We start from the raw sequence: 17,864 nt of genomic DNA, 5'->3' as shown, positions 1-17,864 counted from the left end.
TGACGCGGGCGCAGGCGTCGGCGTTGACGGCGCAGCTGGAGGCGGAGGACGCGAGGCTGAGCGGCGGTCGCGGATAGGCTTGCATTGCTGCTGGTTCTGGGCCGAGCAACCACCACGAGGTCTCGTGAGGTTGCTCGATGGCTGACGACGTCGACGGCTCGGCCCGGATCCGGATCACCCTGGATGATTCCGGTGTTGCTGCTGAGGCGCGCGCGCTCGGTGTACGGATCAGGGGTGCGATCGACCGCGGGATGCGCGGGGTTGGGCGTGACCTGGAACGGCAACTGCGTGCGGTCCAGATCACTGTCACGCCGGACCTGCGCCGGTTCGATGCCCAGCTCCTGGCCGGTCTCCGGTCGCTGGACTCCATCAATCTGCCGGTGGCACCGGACCTGACGGGGTTCGTGGAGCGGCTGCGCGCGGCGCTCGCGGGCGAGGAACTGTCCATACCGGCCGTCCCTGACCTGTCGACGTTCGACGCGCGGCTGCGGGCGCACAACATGCCCACGCTGAACGTCCCCGTCAACCCGGATGTCAACGGGTTCACGCGGGCAATGCGGGGGCTGTCGTCCCTCGCGAGCGGCGCGGGGTCTGTCCTGGCCAGTGCGTTGCAGTTCGGGGCGATCGGTGGTGCGGCGTTGGCCGCGGCTGCCGGGATCTCCTCGTTCGTTGCCTCGCTCGCGCCGGCGGTCGGGATCGTCGCTGCGCTGCCAGCAGTGATCGGTGGCGTGGTCGTCGCGACTTCGGCTCTGAAGCTGGCCCTGTCGGGGGTGAGCGATGCCTTCGGTGCAGCCCTGGGTGACGACGCCGAGAAGTTCACGAAAGCGCTTGAGGGCCTGTCGCCCGCGGCCCAAGCCGCCGCCCGTGAAGTCCGAGCGCTGAAGCCCGGGTTCGACTCACTGAAGTCGACCGTCCAGGACGCGTTCTTCGCCCCGCTGAAGGGGCAGATCACCGGTGTCGCGCAGGCCTTGAGCGGGCCTCTCAAGTCCGGACTGGCCGCTGTTGCGGGGAACTTCGGCCTGGCCGCGCAGCGGGTCGGGAACTTCCTCCAGAGCGCCACCGGTATCAAGTCGATCCAAGGCATCCTTCAGGGGACCACCCAGGCCACCAGTGGGCTGTCTGCTGCGATCGGCCCGGTGGTCTCCGGACTCACCCAGGTTGCCGGCGCGGTGTCCAAGGCGTTCGGGGCCCAGACCGGCAACGCGATCGCCTCCTTGGGGGCACGGCTCGGGGGTTTCCTCCAGCAGGCGGCGCAGGGCGGGCAGGCCGTCGCATGGGTACAGGGCGCCCTCCAGGTGTTCCAGCAGTTGGGTGGAGTGGTCGCCCAGGTCGGCGGCATCCTCGGGGACGTCTTCGGCGCCCTGTCGGCCGGAGGCGGTGGTTCGCTCGGTGGGCTGACCCAGGTACTGACTACTGCCCGGTCTCTGATTCAGCCGCTTCTGCCGTTGATCACCCAGCTCGCCCAACTCTTTTCGGTTGTTCTGTCCGGTGCGTTGTCGACTGCGGCGGCTGCGATCGGGCCCGTGGTCAGCGCGATTTCCAGTACCTTGATGCCGCTCATCCCTGGCTTGACCAGCGCTTTTCAAGGACTCTTCGCCGCGCTTGGGCCCGCCGCCGCCCAGATTGGTAGCGCCTTGGGGAGTGCATTTTCCGCAATTCTACCCATTCTTACTGGTTCGGTTGTGCCTGCATTTACTCAACTCGTGGCCGCGGCAGCCCCGTTGGTGTCGATGCTTGTCGAGAGCTTGGGTCCGGCGGTCGTTCAACTTGCGGGCCTGTTCAGTGCCGTTCTTAGTTCCGCCGTCCAGGTCGTTATCCCGCTGCTTGGCCCCGTCGTCGAAATCGTGTCCGGGCTCCTATCTGCGCTTACCCCTCTGATTTTTGCAGTCACACAGGTTGCAGCTGCACTTGGGGGGAGCGGAGGGCTTGGGGGTGCGGCCCAGGGGCTAGCCCCGCTCCTGACGTCGGTCGGTACTGCGGCCACGACACTCGTTGCGGCTTTGGTGCCGCTCGTCAGTCAGGTCCTGGTCGCGCTCCTGCCGATTTTGCCGCCGATCGTTAACGCCTTTAATGCCCTAGTTGCTGCACTCGTTCCGCTTTTGCCGCCAATTGCCGAATTGGTCGCCTCCTTGACTCCGATCGTGTCGCTCCTGATCAGCATTGCCGCGCCGATCCTCGAAATCGCGGCCGGATTCGCATCGTGGCTGATTATCAAAACCGTCGTTCCAATCGTTTCGCTCGTCGTGTCCGCGCTGACTGGCCTTTCCGGCGCCCTTACCTCGGTGGTCAATTTCATCGTCAATCTGCCGTCGCAAATCGTCGGCGCCTTGTCGTCCCTCGGATCGACGCTTTCCGGATTTTTCGTCGTGCTGTGGCAGAGCATTACGACCGGAGTTCAGACCGGCCTTACCGCCGTGATCGGTTTCTTCACCGGCTTGCCAGGAATGATTATGACTGCGCTTTCTGCGCTCCCCGGTCTCCTCGTCGAATTGTTCACGTCGGCGATGGCTGCGCTGGGAATTGCGCTGCTTACCGCCGTGGCCTCGGTCGTGTTCGTCTTCACCGAGCTGCCAGGGAAGATCGCGTCAGCGCTCACCTCGCTGGGCGCGTCGCTCCTGAGCGTGTTCGTGTCGGCGTTCAATGCGGCGACCAGTGCCATCAGCGGATTTGCCGTGTCCGCTGTGGCGTACTTTATGGCGCTGCCTGGCCGTATCGGCGCGGCGCTGGCGGCGCTGCCTGGCCGCGTCCTCGCGATGTTCCGAAGTGCCGGGACCTCAGCCCTGTCCGCGGCCCGATCCCTGGGTACGTCCGTCGTGACGTTCTTCGCCGGCTTGCCGGGGCGCATCGGCTCGGCACTGTCATCGCTGGGCTCGAAGATCGCCGGGGCGTTCCGTAGCGCGCTCGGGTCGGCACGGTCCGCGGTCAGTTCGCTGATCTCCAGCATCGTCGGGATGTTCTCCGGCCTCGGCGGAAAGATCGTCGCGGCGATCGGCGACATCGGGTCGAAGATCATGGGGAAAATCAAGGGCGGTCTGCCCAGCTCGGTCAGGGGATTGTTGCCCTTTGCCAACGGTGGAATCGTCACCGGCCCCACTCCTGCGCTGATCGGTGAGGCCGGGCCCGAGGTCGTCATCCCGCTCACCCGGCCGGCGCGTGCCCGGCAGCTGGCAGAGCAGTCCGGCCTCGCGGACTTCCTCGCCGCGACCAGTGCGCCACAGGGGAGCGCGGCCCGGCCGGGGGCGACTATCACGAATCACTGGACGATCCACGAGGCGGGGGATGCCCACATGACTGCCAGGCGCGTGCTCAACCGGATGACGCTCGCCGCGGGGGTGGTGTGATGTTCACCGACTACATGAACCTGGGGGGCATCGAGCTCTTCAACTCGGCGCGCCTGCAGGCGTATCTTGCGAGCGTCGGGTCTCCGCTCGACAGCGTCGGGTCCTGCGGGTGCCCGACCTTCGACGCCGAGCACGTCGGGGATGAGCCGTACACCACGCCGTGGGAGGACGAGGCGCCGTGGTGGGACGAGGACGTGCCCGAGTCCGGAGACTTCGTCGGCTTGCTCGTCCTGAGCGCCGACGGGATGGACGACCACCCGGTCACGCGGACGGTCACCAGGTCGGTCACCGGCGGGGCCGCGATCGGGAAACCTCGCGTGCAGCCGCGCACCATCACCGTCACTGGGGTGCTCCTGGGTGCTACGTGCTGCGGTGTCGCGTACGGGCTGCGGTGGCTGGCCCAGGCCCTGGCCGGATGTACGGACGGGTGTGGCGGGGACTGCCTCACCGTGTACAACTGCTGCCCGCCCGAGGACGAAGACCCGGCCGAGTTCACGGAGCGGCACCGGCGGACTCTGCGCCGCGTCGCCCTGACCGACGGGCCGCGCGTCATCGACCGCAACGGCAACGGGTGCACGGGCAGCGGCGCGTGTCAGAGCGGCGCGGACATCTTGACGGTCGAGTTCGTCCTGACCGCCGGCACGCCGTGGCTGTGGACCGACCCCGTGCCCGTGCTCGACGCCCCGGTCCCGACCGATGACGGGACCGAGTGCATCACCTGGTGCATCCACCGCGGCCCGGAAGGACCGCCAGACCCTGTATGCATCGAACCAGGCGACACAGCCTGTGCGACCCCGGGCGCGGTGACGGCCGAACTCACCGACGCGGCGTGTGAGGTGGCGTGGCCGGCACTGGAGCCCGTACCTGATCCGTGTGACGCGACGTGCCGCCTGGCAGCGTGCCCGGACCCGGAAGACCTGTGCGGCAATCCGTCCTGCAGGACGCCGACGCCGCCGGTGCTGCCGCCGCCGGAGACGTGTTTCCGGCACGCCCTGGCCGTCAATACCGAGACGTACGAACTCGACCTGAGTGCCTGGCCGCGGTGGTTCGGTGCCGTGCCGATCATTGAGGTCAGTGCGGGGAGCAGAGACCTGCGGCGCGTCACGATCACCTTGTATGAGCGGACGGCGGAGCACGCGGCCCTGTCGTGTGACGAGGTGGTAGAGCTGGAGCGCTGCAACCCGCACAGCACGTACGAGATCGCTTTCGTGGCGGCGGGCGGGACGATGACGTTGGACGGGCAGGTCGGCCGCGCGACTGTGGAGTGCTTGGGCCGGTGCGAGGGCACCACGGACGCGTACGGACGCAACGGCGGACCACTCGCCTTCCCGCTGCTGACGTGCGACCGATACTGCGTCGAGGTGTCCGCTGACGCCATCGTTCCCCCGGCCGACGACGCGACGGTAAAGGTGTCCCTGAGCGGCCGGGAGTACTGACCGTAAACTCGCAACGCTGCTGGTTCTGGGCCGGGCACCACCACCACCCTGGGGGTTGCTGTGGCAGCTGGCTGCTCGTCGCATACGGCGCAGATCATCGACCGGGACGGAGCCGTGGTCTCCACGGCCGATGTCCTGCTGGAAGTCGAATGGTCCCGGACGCTGGACGACATCTCGACGGCCCGCGTCCTCATCGCCCCGGATGCGGACTGCTGCACCAGCCTGTCCCGCGTCCGTTCTTGGCGCCACAAGCTCGCGATCTACCGGGACACCGCACCTGTGTGGGAGGGGCCGATCACTGCGCCGGAGTGGACGGCCGACGGGGTCGAGATCAGTGCTGTCGATTTCCTGGGATGGGTCGACCGGCGTACCCCGCACACCGACCAGCGGTTCGTGGCTCACGAGTTGACTGAGATCGCGGAGTGGCTCGTCCATGATGCGTTCGAGCCGGACGACCCGGGCCACAGTGTGGAGATCATCGGCCCGTCCCGTATCCGCGGTGACCGCTCCTACCAGGCCGATGTGGGGCAGACCGGTGACCATCTGCGGGACCTGGCCGCGACCGGCATTGACTTCACCGCGCTCGGGTCACAGATCATCATCCTCCCCGAGGATCACTACGCCCGCGTCGGATCGCTGACGGACGAGGACTTCGCGAGCGAGCTCGTCGTCGCCGAGGACGGCCTGGCGCTCGCGACCCGGTGGGTGATCCACGGGAAGGACGGGGTGAAGGGCGTAGCGGGCGGCATCCACCCCTACTACGGGCTGATCGAACGCGTCGCGGAGGAAACATCGATCCTGGACGACATCTCGGCGGAGGCGGCAGCCCGATCCCGCCTCGCCGCCTCGTCTCCGGCCCCGGTGTTTATCGACTCCCAGGAAGCCACCCTGGCCCCGGAGGCGGGTGTGGACGTAGCGGCCCTCGTGCCCGGCTGGTGTGTGGACGTCACCACCACCCAGACCTGCCGCACCATCTCCCAGAGCCTCAAGATCGCCACGGTGAAGGTGAAAGAAGACGCCAGCGGCGAGACAGTGTCGTTGCAGCTCACCCCGGCAGGGGTGTGACGACGTGGTACTCCGCGGCTCCGCGCCGAGGCGCACCCCGGACAATCCGCTCGCCGGCGTCCTGCGGGACCTCGACCGGCGTACCCGGAGCATCGAGCATCAGCCCAAGTCCAGCCCCGAGCCCGGCCCGAAGGGCGAGACCGGCGAGCGAGGCCCCCAGGGGGATCCGGGCCCACCTGGTCCAGTCCCGGCCGCGACGGTCGCCGTCACCGACCGGCACGGGCGCGCCACCTGGACGTTCGACACCTCGTTGCCAGTGCCCCCTGTCGTCGGTGCTGTTGCGGTCGACCCTGGGCATGGCGAGCGTGGGCCGCTCACCGTCACCGTGGAAGAGGTCACAGAGATGTCCGTCGGGGTGCGGGTGTGGCGTACTCGGCCCGTCCTCGGCCTTGGGCTACTGCCCGCTGTCCCCGCTGCTGGCGTTGATGTCCACCTCACGGCAACCGCGCGTGCCGGGGTGCCTGGTGGTGAGACGAGCGAGGGCTAGGCTTGATGCAGTCGCTGGTTTTGGGCCGGGCTTACTTCGCTTTTTGGGGTGAGTCCGATCTCGAGTGTTTGCGCGTGCGGCGAGTACTTCAATGTGGATGAGACCGGTGAACTGTGCCTGAATCCGGGCACGATGGGCCTCCGCAAGACCGTGCAGTTCAACACGCCTGGGACGTACAAGTTCCGAAAGGCGGATTACCCGTGGTTGGCCCGTGTGCGGGTCAAGGTCCAGGCTGGCGGCGGCGGGTCGGCTGGTGCTGAGGCGGCGGCGAAGCAGCTGATCGCAAGGCCCGGCGCGTCCGGGGGCGGCTACGCGGAGTCGTTGATCGAGGTCGGGGCTCTTGCAGATGTGGAGTCCGTCGTCGTCGGTGAGGGCGGTGCCGGTGGCGGCGGCAACAATCCGGGCTCCGCAGGCGGTGCTTCGAGTTTCGGTGGCACGGTGACCGCGATCGGCGGTACCGCCGGCACGGATGGCATGGCCAGTGGTACCTCGAATACGACGTCCGGCGGGGTCTCTGGGCCGAATGGCGCGAGCGGGCAGATCAGCAGTGGCGGTGGTGCTGGTGAAGGGGCGTTTCGCATGGGGACGCGGGGAATGTCTGGGCGCGGCGGTGACTCGTGGCTGGGCTTCGGTGGGTACGGGAGAGCGACGAGCGGAAGCGGTACGGCGGGCAGGGGGCGCGGCGGTGGTGCGGGCGGTGCCTTCTCGTCGGACGGCAAGCGATACGACGGCGGGGCTGGCGGAACCGGCATCGTGATCGTGGAATTGTTTGGCTGATGCTCCGCTACCTCAGGGGTTTTCGGGGTGCGGTTACGCTTGTGGTGCTGCTGGTTTTGGGCCGGGCCGTCTCTGAGTTTGGAGTGGTCCAGTGGCTCGATGCGGGTGTGGCACAGACCGATGCAGCTGCGTGATTGTCGCGGGCGACGGCATCCAGGTCGATGGCGCCGGTAGCCCATCCAATCCCGTCGTGGTCTCGGCGAAGCCGGTCCCACTTGTCGTCGCTGACAGCGGCTGCATCGCCCTGAGCGGCGGGGGCACCACCGCGGCCCCGCTCAAGGCGTCGCCGCGCCTGGACCCTAGCCCCGCCAACTTGCTGAAGTGCGGCCCCGACGGGCTTGTTGTCGTCGGGGGTACTGGCGGCACCGTAGCCACGGCGTGCGGGCTGACGGGCGACGGGTCGACTGGTAGTCCCGTAGCGGTTGCGGTTTCGCCGTGGCCCTATTCATGCGATCTGGACACTGACGCCGGTTTGGTCTACTGCGACAGCACAGGAAAAGTCCGGTCGGAGCCTCGGGGGCGGACTGTGTACAAGTCCGCGTCCGATAACCAAATCAACCCGGCGAGAGCAGTTCCAGCGAATGACGCAACCGTGCTGAGTCGTGCACTGGACATTGTGAATCCCCATTGTCGTCCGGGCATGGCGATCGTCACTGCCGAGGTTGACGTTGACCTTCAGCTCCCTCCGAACTCCGGGGGCGGATACGGATTCAACGGCGACACAATGGTCTTCCTCGGGAATGGGGGAAGCTCGGCGGTAGTGAGTACGCACGCCCAGGTCACCAAGACGTGGCGGGTGAACGTCGCGGCGAACACGACTGTTTCTGAGGCGATGAAGGTCGAGATGGGGCGCGGGTTCGGGGGCGCGCAGTACACCCGCATTCAGTGGGCCATTCGGTCCTTTCTCTTCGTACTGTAGGAGCAGGAGACATGGAATCAGTTCACTATTACAAGTACCCCGACGGCTCATACTCCAAATTGACTTTGGAGAGCGAAGAGGGAGAAGACGGAACAGGTGCAGTCCCTGCCGACGCTGTCGAAATCACCGAAGTCGAGTACAACGAGGGCGTGGCCGCGGTAGAGGCCGCGAATACCGAAGCACTCGCCCAGGCCGAAGCGGCTGCGCAGGAGCGTGCCCGCCTGGACTACGAGGCGCTGATCGCGGCCGGTATCCCTGCGGAGACCGCCGCCCGCATGTCCGGGTACCAGGTTCCGCTGGAGGAGAGCTGATGTCCATACCCATGAGCGCCGACCAGTTCCTCCGGGCTCTCCGCGGTGAGGGCCTGGACGTTGTCGAGGTCGGCAACTGGCGTACCCACAACCGGAACTCGAAGGGGGCGTGGGGTCCGGTGAACGGGGTGATGATCCATCACACCGTGACCAAGGGCACTGCGACGACGGTCGGGATCGTGCGCCACGGGTATGCGGACCTGCCCGGACCGCTGTGCCACGGCATGATCGCGAAGGACGGCCGGGTCCACCTGATCGGCTACGGCCGCACGAACCATGCCGGCCTCGGTGACGGCGACGTGCTCCAGGCGGTCATCGCCGAAAAGCGCCTGCCGTCGGACAATGAGGCGAACACCGACGGGAACCGGCACTTCTACGGCTTCGAGTGCGAGAACCTCGGCGACGGCAAGGACCCTTGGCCTGCCGCCCAGCTCGAAGCGATCGAGAAAGTCAGTGCGGCGATCTGCCGTCACCACGGCTGGAGCTCCCGCTCGGTGATTGGCCACAAGGAGTGGCAGCCGGGCAAGGTCGACCCCCGGGGCTTCGACATGGACGGGATGCGTGACGGCATCAGTGACCGTCTCGGGAGCAAGCCGAAGCCGACCTCGCCGAAGCCCGTGCCCCGGCCCGCGTTCCCCGGCCGTGGCGCGTTCGGCCCTGGCAAAGTCAACGCGTCGGTCCTGCTGCTCGGTCAGCAGCTGGTGCGCCGCGGCTTCGGCAAGCACTACCGGGTCGGGCCGTCGAAGTCCTGGGGCGAGGCCGACCGCCTCAACGTCGCCGACTTCCAGCGCGCCCACAAGCAGCTGAGCGGCGACGCCGACGGCTACCCCGGCCCCCTCACCTGGTTCCTGCTGTTCTCCTGAAAGGCATCTGACGATGTTCACTTCCGCTTTCTGGCTCGCCACCGCTGAGCGCACTGTTCGTACCGCCGCTCAGACGCTGGTCGCGTCGCTCGGCCTCGACACCGTGGGTGTCCTCGACGTCGACTGGGGCCAGGGCCTCTCGCTCGCCGGCAGCGCCGCTCTCCTCGCCGTCCTCACCGCGATCGCCACGTCTGGGAGGGGTGACGGGCCGGGGCTCACGGAGACCGTGCGGACCCGCGCATGACTCCGTCATCGTCGGGTGGCGACCGGGTCGCCGTCGAACTGGCCGAGATGCGGGGGGAGATCCGTACGGGGTTCGCCGAGTTGAATGGCCGCCTCGACCTGGCGCTTCAGCGGACGGAGGCGACTGAGTCGGACATCGACGCGCTGCAGGTCCGGGTTGCCGCGTTGGAGCGTGGCCGCTGGCCGCTGCCGGCGATCGCTGCGGTGACCGGCGTTGCCGGGGCGGCAACCGGTCTCGTCGCGCTCTTCCGGTGATCTGCTGTCGGCGTCGCGCCGACGGCACCCTGACGGAAGGCCCGCCCCATGGCTCCGGGGCGGGCTTTCTGCTATCTGGCGTCCTGGGGCTCTGCACCGGGGTGCTGGAGTTGTTCATGCCGCATTACACCGAAACCTGCCCCGATCACACCTTCCCTGCCATGCTGGGAGCAGATGCCCCGCCGACCTCCCCCGTATCGGCGGGGCCTCGTCAGTGCGGACCTGCGCGCGCCCCGTCCAGCGGTGGAAACCTGGGCGGGGCGCCCCCATGTCTGGCGTGTGCCCGGACACGCTGTCAGGGCAGTGTCCGCGCTGATCAGGGCTGGTGTCTGTGGCGGGGGCGGACAGTATGTCCGTGCCGTTGTCTGGGGTGTCCGTGTTGTGTCCGGACATGGTGTCCGGACAGTTGGTCAGCCATCTTCGTCCGCGTGCCGGACGATCCGCTTCAGCTCTCGCTCGACCTCGTACCGGCTCTGCCCGGTCGCCTCGGCGTGGGTGGTGATCGCCGTCTGTACGGCGGCGGCCGTTTCGACCGTTAGCCGGTTTTCCTGCTGCTCAACCCACGCCTTGCGCTCTAGCTCGATCAGTTCGTCGTTCAGTTCGATTGCCACGTGTCCGGATAGTACTGGCTGATCCTGATCGCTCTGCCCCACCACGCGGCCGGACCTGGACGGGCGCTCTCGCCGAGGTGGCGCCACTCACGTTGCGCGCAATGAGGCGGCCAGGACCAAGATCTGCAATCTGCTGCAATCACCACACGAGCGCCGGCTATCCGTCGCATCCTGGTCGTCCACCCAGCGCAGATGGAAGGCGACATGACGCTCAAGTTCATCGGCACCACCAGCGACGACGGCGATTGCCCCACTCTTTACGAGGTCGAGGAGACTGGCGACTTCGTGGTCCAGGGCGACAGGCTCACCGACCCCGAGCACCTGGAGCAGCTCCGCGACGTGAAGCCGTCGGAGACGTTCGTAGTGATCCCTCGGGAGCTGCTGACCCGCTTCGCCCCCAAGGAGTGACGTGCCGGACCTGATTCCGTTCAAGGAAGCCACGTACCTCTTCAAGGGCTTCGAACACACTGCCTGGCGCCTGGAAACCCGCCAGGGCTATGCCTCTGACAGGAACGGGCCGAACTGGGGCCGCTGGCGGAGCGGTGAGGATGTCAGCCAGGACCCGCCGGACGCCTGGCGCCGGAACGTGGCAGCGAAGACAGCGGCCGGCGCGCGGTTCGAGCGGGTGCGCCTGGTCGACGATCCGCCCACTCAGGGGCAGCAGTTCCTGCTTGCGCGAGCCCCCAGGAACGTGGCGGCCGGTGAGGACATCCGCAACCTGTACCGAACGGATGCCGTTCAGCTTGGCCTGCCGGACTTCGATTTCTGGCTGTTCGACTCCCGCACTGTGATGCGCTTCGTGTTCGATGAAGACGACATCACCCTCGGCGTGGTCCTCACGGACGACCCGGTCGACGTCGTGGCAGCGTGCCAGGCCCGGGACGCCGCTTGGCATCATGCAATCCGTACCGCCGACTTCGCCAGGGCGGTACGTTCCAGCGTGTGAGCACCGACTTTCAATCCGCCCGGGTCGCCCTCGGCGCACGGCTACGCGAGCTGCGTGCCGAGGCCGGACTCGACGGCAAGGGCGTGGCCGAAGTGCTTGGCTGGCAGCGTTCGAAGGTGTCGCGGCTGGAGAACGGGAAGCAGACTCCTTCGGCCGCCGATCTCATGGCGTGGTCGCAAGCGGTGGGCCGTCCCGACATGTCCGAGGAGCTGAAGGGCCGCCTGGCCGGTCTGGAGACCCAGTACCGTTCGTGGCGTCGGCAGTTGGCTGGCGGGCATCGGGCTAGGCAGGAACTGGCCGTTGCGGAGACTGCGGCGACTCAGATGATTCGTGGGGTGGAAGTCTCCCGCATTCCTGGTCTGTTCCAGACTGCGGACTACGCCCGGCACGCCTTCCAGGCGAACTCGGAATTCCGGCAGACCCCTCGGGACGTCGAGGAAGCCGTACGGGCCCGCATCCGCCGTCAGGATGCCCTGTACGAGCGGGGACGTCTGTTCCGGTTCATCGTCTGGGAGGGCGCCCTCCACGTCCTTACTTGCCCGCGCGAGGTCATGGCTGCACAGCTTGAGCGGCTCGCAGGGCTGATTGGCCTCGACACCGTAGAGATCGGTGTCATCCCGTTCGGTGCCCAGTTGCGGCGGGCGCCGACCCACGGTTTCTGGATCTACGACCAGCGGCTCGTCATTGTCGAGACGATCAATGCGGAGATGTGGCTCGACGACGAGGAGAACATCGCCCTGTACGAACGGGCATGGGACTGGCTCGCCGAAGCGGCGGTTCACGGACCGCAGGCGCGCCGGCTGATCGCCCGAGCGAGGGCCTCGCTGGACCTCACGTAAGCAACCGGATTCAATCCGACGACCCACGCGCGCAATCCCGCGCAATCGACAGGCGAACTCGATACCAGCGTCCCTACGGTGCTGGTCATGGCCCCACGGACACGCAATCCGGGCTCGGAGTGGCTGGCTCTTTCCGCCCCGGACCCGGTGGGAATTCATCGGGTATGGGCGCAGGATCAGCTGGCCCAGCTTCCTTCAGGTCGGCTCTGGCTGGCGGTTGAAGCCGACCTCATGCGGTCTGTCGCCGCGATGCAGCGCATAGGGCCGGACCGTCTCGGCCCTGTGCTCGTCTATCCGTCAGCCGACCTTGCCTGGTGGCTCGTGCCCTGTGGGGCTGAGGACGTGCTGACCGATCTCGGACGGCTCACTGTCCAGCCCAAGGGGTGGATGCTGCGGTGTCCGCCGGCCGAGCGGTACATCGACGGCCGGGGGTGGCTGGAGAAACCCGACGGCTCCCGTGACCTCACGGACCCGGCCGCGCTGGGGGCCGCGTTCGGGCCTGGCTGCAGCCTGCGGTTACCGGCGGAGGCGTTCTGTTGACCGCGCCTCTGGCGGAGTTACCGCCCGTCGAGTCAATGTCGGCATCCCAGCGCCGTGGCGCCTCCTGTGTGTGGTGCGCCGTCGAGCTGACTGCCACGACCGCTGTGGACCTCGGTGCCCGTCCCGAGGGACCGGGGTCGTCCGTCTTCATCTTTCCCCGACGCTGCCGTACCTGCCCGAAGGAGCCGATGTGTCAGTGACGCCAGCCAGCCGATCCATGCGCGGGAATGAGGCCTACCTCGCCCTCATCGGCCATACCTACGCATGTGCGTCGTGCCGCGTGAAGGCGTCCTGCCCCACAGCGGTCCGGCTCACACGGGCATGGCGGGAGGCCCGCCGATGAAGACCGAGTCGAGCGGCATCATCACGCACTGCTGCTGGGACATGGACCCCGAGACAGGCGCGCGCTGCACGCTGGAGCCCAATCACGAGGAAACGCGGGACCACTTCACGCCGTACGTACGCTCCTCGTGGGACCAGCCGGGCAGGTCCTGGCCGGCCAAATGACTCCCGCTCGCAGCTGATCGCGCCGACCAGCTGCGGGCGGGGCACGCCCGTACCCGAGGCCGGCGGTGGTCGGGGTGCGGGCGGGACAACTTCCGCCCTGGCCTGGACGGACGGCCCACGCCGTCGTTCAGGCGATCAGAGAATTGTGGATGAGGAAACGCTCGTGACCAGGCATACCGGCACGCTGGACTTGCTGACGTTCAACTTGACCAACCCGTCGAGGGAGCGGGCTGAGCGGCAGCTGGAGTACCTCGCGGCCCGGCCGGAGTCGGTCCTCGTCCTGACTGAGACGGCCGACAGCGCCGGATGTGACCTGCTGGAGTCCCGGTTCAGTGCGGCTGGGTACCAGGTTGTGTTCCCCCGCCCGCCGCGGGGAGAGTGCGGGGTGATGATTGTCAGCCGCGTCGCCCTTGGGCCCGGGTTGGCATCGGTTGCGTATCTGCCGCACCGTGCCGTGTCGGTGACTGTCCAGACCGACGAGGGGCCGGTCGATGTCACCGGCCTGTACGTGCCCTCACGTGACGCCACCGTGAGGAGGACGACCCGTAAGCGGACGTTCCTGGAGGGCTGCCGCGCCGGCGTTCCCGTGGGCGCCAGTGGCCACCGGGCGGTGATCGGGGACTTCAACATCATCGAGCCCGACCACATCCCGCGATACCGGTGCTTTCACCAGTTTGAGTACGACTTCTATGGGTGGCTCGGGGGCGTCGGCTACCGGGACGCGTTCCGGATGATGCACCCGTATGCCATCGATCACTCGTGGGTGGGGCCCACCGGCGACGGCTACCGCTACGAGCACGCCCATGTCTCGCTCGACCTCGTGACCTCGGTCTACGGCTGCTCGTACGTGCACGAGCCACGGACCAGTGAACCCCGGCTCACGAATCACTCCGCGCTGTCGCTGAATCTGGCTCTGCGGCCGGTGGCGCCGCTGCCGGTCACTGTCCCGGCCCATGCTGCCGGCGCGGTCACGTGAGGCCGGATGCCCACCCGCCGAGCTCACCGGAGCGTGATCCTTCGCCGCGCCGATCTGGAGCCAGATCCGATTCGGCGCACCGTCGACCGCTCATCACCGCAGCGGTCGTGCTCGTGCTCGTCTACGTGGCGGTTGTGTTCGCTGCCATACACCGCCCGATCTGACGGGACACAGGTACGAGACTCCCGCCCGTTCGCTGTGGCGACCGGGGCGCGGGCGGGTTGCCGGGCTTCTCCAGGACCCGGGCAAACCACTGCCCCGGCGACCAGTCACCCGGTTTCCGGGGCATTACTCGTCGATGAGATCACGGATGTGTATGTCCATCGCCCTAGCGATGCGGAGCAGCCATCCGATGCGTGCGTCTGTGGCGCCGGACTCAATCCGCTGGATGGTTAGCCGCTCTACGCCCGACAGGTCGCGCAGTCTCTCCTGTGTGAGGTTGGCGTGGATGCGATGCGCACGGACTCGATCGCCGATGGTCCGTCGCTGCTCAAGGATCCAGTCGGGTTCAGGTTCGCGAGGCACTCGACAAACGCTCAACTGCGAACGATCATGAGTCAGCCTATGCAGGCATGCTTTCTGTGATCTCGGCGAGCTAGCCGGTCTCGCTGGCATTCATCGGCGCGGAACCTTTGCGCCGCGCAGCGTCGCGCATTGGCGCGACGGGCGGTCGGAGCGCGTAGTGCATCCGCGCCTTGGTCGCCTGACGCCATGACTTGGTCAAGGCGTCCCGCCTCGGCCCCCTGCGGGGGTCGGGGCGGTCTACTCTCGACAGCAGAACGCCCCCGCCGATTCTCACGGCGGGGGCGTTCCCGGCTGGGTTGAGGCTCCACCGACGGGGCTGAAACCCTGTCGACCATCTACCCCACCGGTCTACGCGTGGGGGTGCATCAGGGATTGCGCGGAGCTGCGCTCCCCCTCCCCGGTGGTCATGATCTTAGGTTCGAAACCGTGTAACCGGAACGGGCCTGGCGCCCCTCATTCCTTCGAGCTACTCAGCCGCCAAGCGGTGTTGTGGATGCTATGTGGATTTTGAGGTCATCGCGCCTCTGTGGATCCCACGGTGAGGCAGCGATGTGTAGCCATCTACCTGCGCATATCTACATGTCGAGCCCGTTCGGTCGCGGATGCCACAACTACCTCAACAGGGAAAAGGACGCCTGATGTGGAAGCGATATCCACACAGGTGAAAGGCTCGAATCCCGTAAAACCGCGGGGGCTTTCGTCATGCCGCTTCGTACCGGTGCGCCCGCCGGCCGCGCCATTCAATCCAGTGCGGGTCGTCGAGGAGATCCCAGGCGTCGTCGAGTCCGGCCCGCCTCAGGAATTCGACGAGGTCGCGGTCATCGTGGGCGAGCCCGGCAATCCGCCCGTTGATGGTGACGCTCCGCCCGCCGGAGCGGGACAGACCGTGGACGACTATCGGGGCACTCATGTCTTCAAGGTGCGCCCGCTCGGCGGCTGGTGCCCGCTGGGCGGGGTGGGCGCGTGCCCGGGGTGACGGCGGGCACATCCGGACGTGCTGGTAGGGACGTTGTCACCAGCCGTAAGCGGCGACACTACCGCCAGGACCAGGACGCCAGCCTGCTCGCACCCGGTGGCAGTCGACGCTGAACCGGCTGCGGGACGGCCGCTGTCAGCGGACAGGTCGATGCCCCGGCCCAGCCCGGGGAGGGCCTGAGGCGGGGCATCGGCGGGGCGTGTCAGGTCCCGAGACATTCGAGGAGCCAGCTGATCGGTACGTCGTCCGCCGAGTCCCCGCCGTCCTTCTTCATGCGGCCGATGACGACCTTCTGGGTTCCGGCGGGGAGGCGCTCGCCGAGGCGGTTGCCGTTGTCCGGGACGGTTCGGGGTGTGACGCCGCCCCAGCTGCTGCCGGTGTAGATGCTCACGCCGAGCTTGGTGTCCGCCCAGGCGCAGCCGAAGCTGAGCCACGAGTCGCCCCACGGGCCGGCGTTGGGCGGCGGCACGGTCAGGATGATGGTGTGCTTGTAGTGGATGAGACCGCCGGTCTCGGTGAACGCGAAGCCGTGCGGGATCTCACCGAGTTGAAAACTGTTAGCCACAGGTACTCCTTGCTCAGCAGGGGCACGACACACCACACGGTATTCACGTGAAAGTTCTCTTTGTCACTTACCGGGGTCAAACCCCCGGTTTGAGCGGACGTGGAGCACGCCTGGCGACATCAATAGCCAGCGCGACCACACCGCGACGCGCCGGAGGCGCTCATCGCTGCGAAGGCTGAGGGCAGGGCCCTGTCCGAGCCGGCCGAGGAGGGGGAGGGGGCGCCAGGCGGTGTCATCGGCCTCGAGGCCGCTCCGAACGCCTCGGTGCAGAAGGCCGAGGAATCCCGCGGCGAGGGCGAGCGCGCCACGGTCCACGGGATGAAGCCCCGCAAGAAGACGGCCGCGAAGAAGGCACCTGCCAAGAAGGCCAAGCACTGGTCTCGGCCCCGCCGCGTCCCCCGTCGGCGGGGCTGCTTGCTGCCCCGGACCGCAGGGCTTCCCGCAGAAATCCGATGGAGTGACTGAGCGGTCGAGGCCGGCTGATGACTCGTTCCGCTTGGCGGGAGGAATGAGGAGCCGCCAGCTCGAACGCGAAGAAGCCCTGACGGCTCGTGTGGGCCGTCAGGGCTTCGTGTCGTTCGCCGCCGGGGTGAGGCCGGCTGGGGAGTGGAGGTCAGGGTTGCGGTCGCAGGACCTTCCAGAAGGCGACGTCGGCGTTGGCGCGGTTGGAGTAGGCGCTGGTGTCCACGTCGTACCGGGCGCCGGTCGCGGTGCTGACGTCGTTGGTGTCCAGGAAACCGCCCCTGTTGTGGTAGGTGCTCCACAGCTGGACGGTGTCGTTGAAGCGGACGAGGCCGTCCAGGGGCGCGGAGGTGGTGTCGAAGATCTGCCAGCGGCTGCTGTTCTCGTCGCGGTCCTTGCCCCAGGCGGTGGTGACGTCGTAGATGCCGCCGGAGCTCTGCTGGCCGGCGCTGGATGCGCCGTTGACGTCCAGGTAGCCGCCGTTACCGTCCCAGAGATTGCGCAGGTAGATGATGTCGCCGCTCTTCACCGGGGAGCCGGCGGCCTGGCAGGAACCGGAGACGATCTCCCAGGTACCGGTGCCCGGCGCGCGCGTGGCGGTGGGGGCTGTGGAAACCGCCAGCTTGGCCCCTGGCGCGCTTGAAGTGCCGTTGGTGTCGAGGTAGCCCCCGTCGCCCTGATAGAGGTTCTGCAGGTGCAGCCGGTCGCCGTAACGCAACTCGTTCGCCATCACTGGTCCTCTCTTCGGTGGATCCGCGCTGAGCCGGTTCCCGCGCTGGTGAGCAGGCGGGCCCGACACTTCGGATGGTGTCGGCGGCAGCGACGACGCGCCCGGGCGATACATGCAAAGCACACCTTCAGATGAATTGCACTGATAGCGCGCGTACTGCACCAACAGTCCTTTCAGGACAAAGGTGCGAGCAGGTGTATCCCCTTGTCGGCCGCGTGCGGACACGGCGGAAGTGGCGAATGGAGCCCGCCCCGCGCCTTCGGTGTATGTGGAACTGGCCAGCCAGAGGTCCAGGACCGGAGTCATGTGTGGGATAGCGCGAGTTCACAGGCCCCCAATCCGCTCGCCAACTGCGGTGCGCAGCACCGCAAGCAAGGCGCTACGCGTCAGCAGGCCGGCTGATCGGATTCAAGTTCCTGTGGAGACCACCTTGCGCGCCCGTCTCCTGCCACACTGGCCGTGGCCCGCCGTCACCGCGGGCCGCTCCGGT

Annotated in this window: 21 protein-coding genes; 16 read left to right on the top strand and 5 right to left on the bottom strand. The window is 67.5% G+C overall.

Annotated elements, in window-relative coordinates:
• Nucleotides 1-137: 137 nt before the first annotated feature.
• The 10 genes from ACZ7IB_RS21885 to ACZ7IB_RS21840 all read left to right on the top strand — a co-directional run bounded on the left by ACZ7IB_RS21885 (nt 138) and on the right by ACZ7IB_RS21840 (nt 9,697).
• Nucleotides 138-3,341 carry a hypothetical protein gene (locus ACZ7IB_RS21885; RefSeq protein WP_470914741.1) on the top strand — a complete coding sequence of 1,068 codons (3,204 nt, stop codon included), beginning with the start codon at nt 138-140 and terminating at the stop codon, nt 3,339-3,341.
• A complete protein-coding gene (locus ACZ7IB_RS21880; RefSeq protein ID WP_470914739.1) occupies nt 3,341-4,777 on the top strand; it encodes a hypothetical protein in 1,437 nt (478 codons plus the stop codon). The genes ACZ7IB_RS21885 and ACZ7IB_RS21880 overlap by 1 nt, the downstream gene beginning before the upstream one ends.
• Before the next feature lie 60 nt (nt 4,778-4,837).
• The gene (locus ACZ7IB_RS21875; RefSeq protein ID WP_470914736.1) at nt 4,838-5,842 is read left to right on the top strand and encodes a hypothetical protein; all 1,005 of its coding nucleotides are present in this window, start codon (nt 4,838-4,840) and stop codon (nt 5,840-5,842) included.
• A gap of 4 nt (nt 5,843-5,846) precedes the next feature.
• Complete coding sequence (locus ACZ7IB_RS21870; protein WP_470914733.1) at nt 5,847-6,329, top strand: hypothetical protein; 483 nt, start codon at nt 5,847-5,849, stop codon at nt 6,327-6,329.
• 48 nt (nt 6,330-6,377) lie between these two features.
• Entirely contained in the window at nt 6,378-7,106 is a 729-nt protein-coding gene (locus ACZ7IB_RS21865; protein ID WP_470914731.1) for a glycine-rich domain-containing protein, read from the top strand.
• Between the two features lie 640 nt (nt 7,107-7,746).
• On the top strand, nt 7,747-8,025 hold the full coding sequence (locus ACZ7IB_RS21860) for a hypothetical protein (RefSeq protein WP_470914729.1): 279 nt from the start codon (nt 7,747-7,749) through the stop codon (nt 8,023-8,025).
• A gap of 11 nt (nt 8,026-8,036) precedes the next feature.
• Nucleotides 8,037-8,336 carry a hypothetical protein gene (locus tag ACZ7IB_RS21855; RefSeq protein WP_470914728.1) on the top strand — a complete coding sequence of 100 codons (300 nt, stop codon included), beginning with the start codon at nt 8,037-8,039 and terminating at the stop codon, nt 8,334-8,336.
• Nucleotides 8,336-9,199 (top strand): peptidoglycan-binding protein, encoded by an 864-nt coding sequence (locus tag ACZ7IB_RS21850; protein WP_470914726.1) that lies wholly within the window; start codon nt 8,336-8,338, stop codon nt 9,197-9,199. The genes ACZ7IB_RS21855 and ACZ7IB_RS21850 overlap by 1 nt, the downstream gene beginning before the upstream one ends.
• Nucleotides 9,200-9,212: 13 nt before the next feature.
• Complete coding sequence (locus ACZ7IB_RS21845; RefSeq protein ID WP_470914725.1) at nt 9,213-9,443, top strand: holin; 231 nt, start codon at nt 9,213-9,215, stop codon at nt 9,441-9,443.
• A complete protein-coding gene (locus ACZ7IB_RS21840) occupies nt 9,440-9,697 on the top strand; it encodes a hypothetical protein (RefSeq protein WP_470914724.1) in 258 nt (85 codons plus the stop codon). The genes ACZ7IB_RS21845 and ACZ7IB_RS21840 overlap by 4 nt, the downstream gene beginning before the upstream one ends.
• 410 nt (nt 9,698-10,107) lie before the next feature.
• On the opposite strand, the gene ACZ7IB_RS21835 is transcribed toward ACZ7IB_RS21840, so the two are convergent.
• Nucleotides 10,108-10,308, bottom strand: coding sequence for a hypothetical protein (locus ACZ7IB_RS21835; protein WP_470914723.1), 201 nt, complete (start codon nt 10,306-10,308; stop codon nt 10,108-10,110).
• 204 nt (nt 10,309-10,512) lie between these two features.
• Between ACZ7IB_RS21835 and ACZ7IB_RS21830 the strand changes: the two genes are divergently transcribed.
• The 6 genes from ACZ7IB_RS21830 (at nt 10,513) to ACZ7IB_RS21805 (ending at nt 14,116) form a co-directional block, all read left to right on the top strand.
• Nucleotides 10,513-10,716, top strand: a complete 204-nt coding sequence (locus ACZ7IB_RS21830) for a hypothetical protein (RefSeq protein WP_470914722.1) — start codon at nt 10,513-10,515, stop codon at nt 10,714-10,716.
• A 1-nt stretch (nt 10,717) separates the two neighbouring features.
• Nucleotides 10,718-11,254, top strand: a complete 537-nt coding sequence (locus tag ACZ7IB_RS21825; RefSeq protein WP_470914721.1) for a DUF6879 family protein — start codon at nt 10,718-10,720, stop codon at nt 11,252-11,254.
• Nucleotides 11,251-12,093 (top strand): helix-turn-helix domain-containing protein, encoded by an 843-nt coding sequence (locus ACZ7IB_RS21820; RefSeq protein ID WP_470914718.1) that lies wholly within the window; start codon nt 11,251-11,253, stop codon nt 12,091-12,093. Before ACZ7IB_RS21825 ends, ACZ7IB_RS21820 begins: the two co-directional genes overlap by 4 nt.
• Nucleotides 12,094-12,180: 87 nt before the next feature.
• The gene (locus ACZ7IB_RS21815; RefSeq protein ID WP_470914715.1) at nt 12,181-12,633 is read left to right on the top strand and encodes a hypothetical protein; all 453 of its coding nucleotides are present in this window, start codon (nt 12,181-12,183) and stop codon (nt 12,631-12,633) included.
• Nucleotides 12,634-12,972: 339 nt separating this feature from the next.
• The gene (locus tag ACZ7IB_RS21810) at nt 12,973-13,140 is read left to right on the top strand and encodes a hypothetical protein (protein WP_470914713.1); all 168 of its coding nucleotides are present in this window, start codon (nt 12,973-12,975) and stop codon (nt 13,138-13,140) included.
• A 163-nt stretch (nt 13,141-13,303) separates the two neighbouring features.
• On the top strand, nt 13,304-14,116 hold the full coding sequence (locus tag ACZ7IB_RS21805; protein ID WP_470914710.1) for an exonuclease/endonuclease/phosphatase family protein: 813 nt from the start codon (nt 13,304-13,306) through the stop codon (nt 14,114-14,116).
• Between the two features lie 288 nt (nt 14,117-14,404).
• On the opposite strand, the gene ACZ7IB_RS21800 is transcribed toward ACZ7IB_RS21805, so the two are convergent.
• The 4 genes from ACZ7IB_RS21800 to ACZ7IB_RS21785 all read right to left on the bottom strand — a co-directional run bounded on the left by ACZ7IB_RS21800 (nt 14,405) and on the right by ACZ7IB_RS21785 (nt 17,374).
• A complete protein-coding gene (locus ACZ7IB_RS21800; RefSeq protein ID WP_470914708.1) occupies nt 14,405-14,641 on the bottom strand; it encodes a helix-turn-helix transcriptional regulator in 237 nt (78 codons plus the stop codon).
• Between the two features lie 700 nt (nt 14,642-15,341).
• Entirely contained in the window at nt 15,342-15,551 is a 210-nt protein-coding gene (locus ACZ7IB_RS21795; RefSeq protein ID WP_470914706.1) for a hypothetical protein, read from the bottom strand.
• A 268-nt stretch (nt 15,552-15,819) separates the two neighbouring features.
• Entirely contained in the window at nt 15,820-16,182 is a 363-nt protein-coding gene (locus ACZ7IB_RS21790) for a hypothetical protein (protein ID WP_470914704.1), read from the bottom strand.
• 613 nt (nt 16,183-16,795) lie between these two features.
• Nucleotides 16,796-17,374: a hypothetical protein gene (locus ACZ7IB_RS21785; RefSeq protein WP_470914700.1), complete on the bottom strand. Its 579-nt coding sequence runs from the start codon at nt 17,372-17,374 to the stop codon at nt 16,796-16,798.
• Nucleotides 17,375-17,864: the final 490 nt, after the last annotated feature.

It is taken from the genome of Streptomyces sp. NPDC037301 (assembly GCF_055602785.1).
This window is presented reverse-complemented; position numbering and strand designations above follow the sequence as displayed.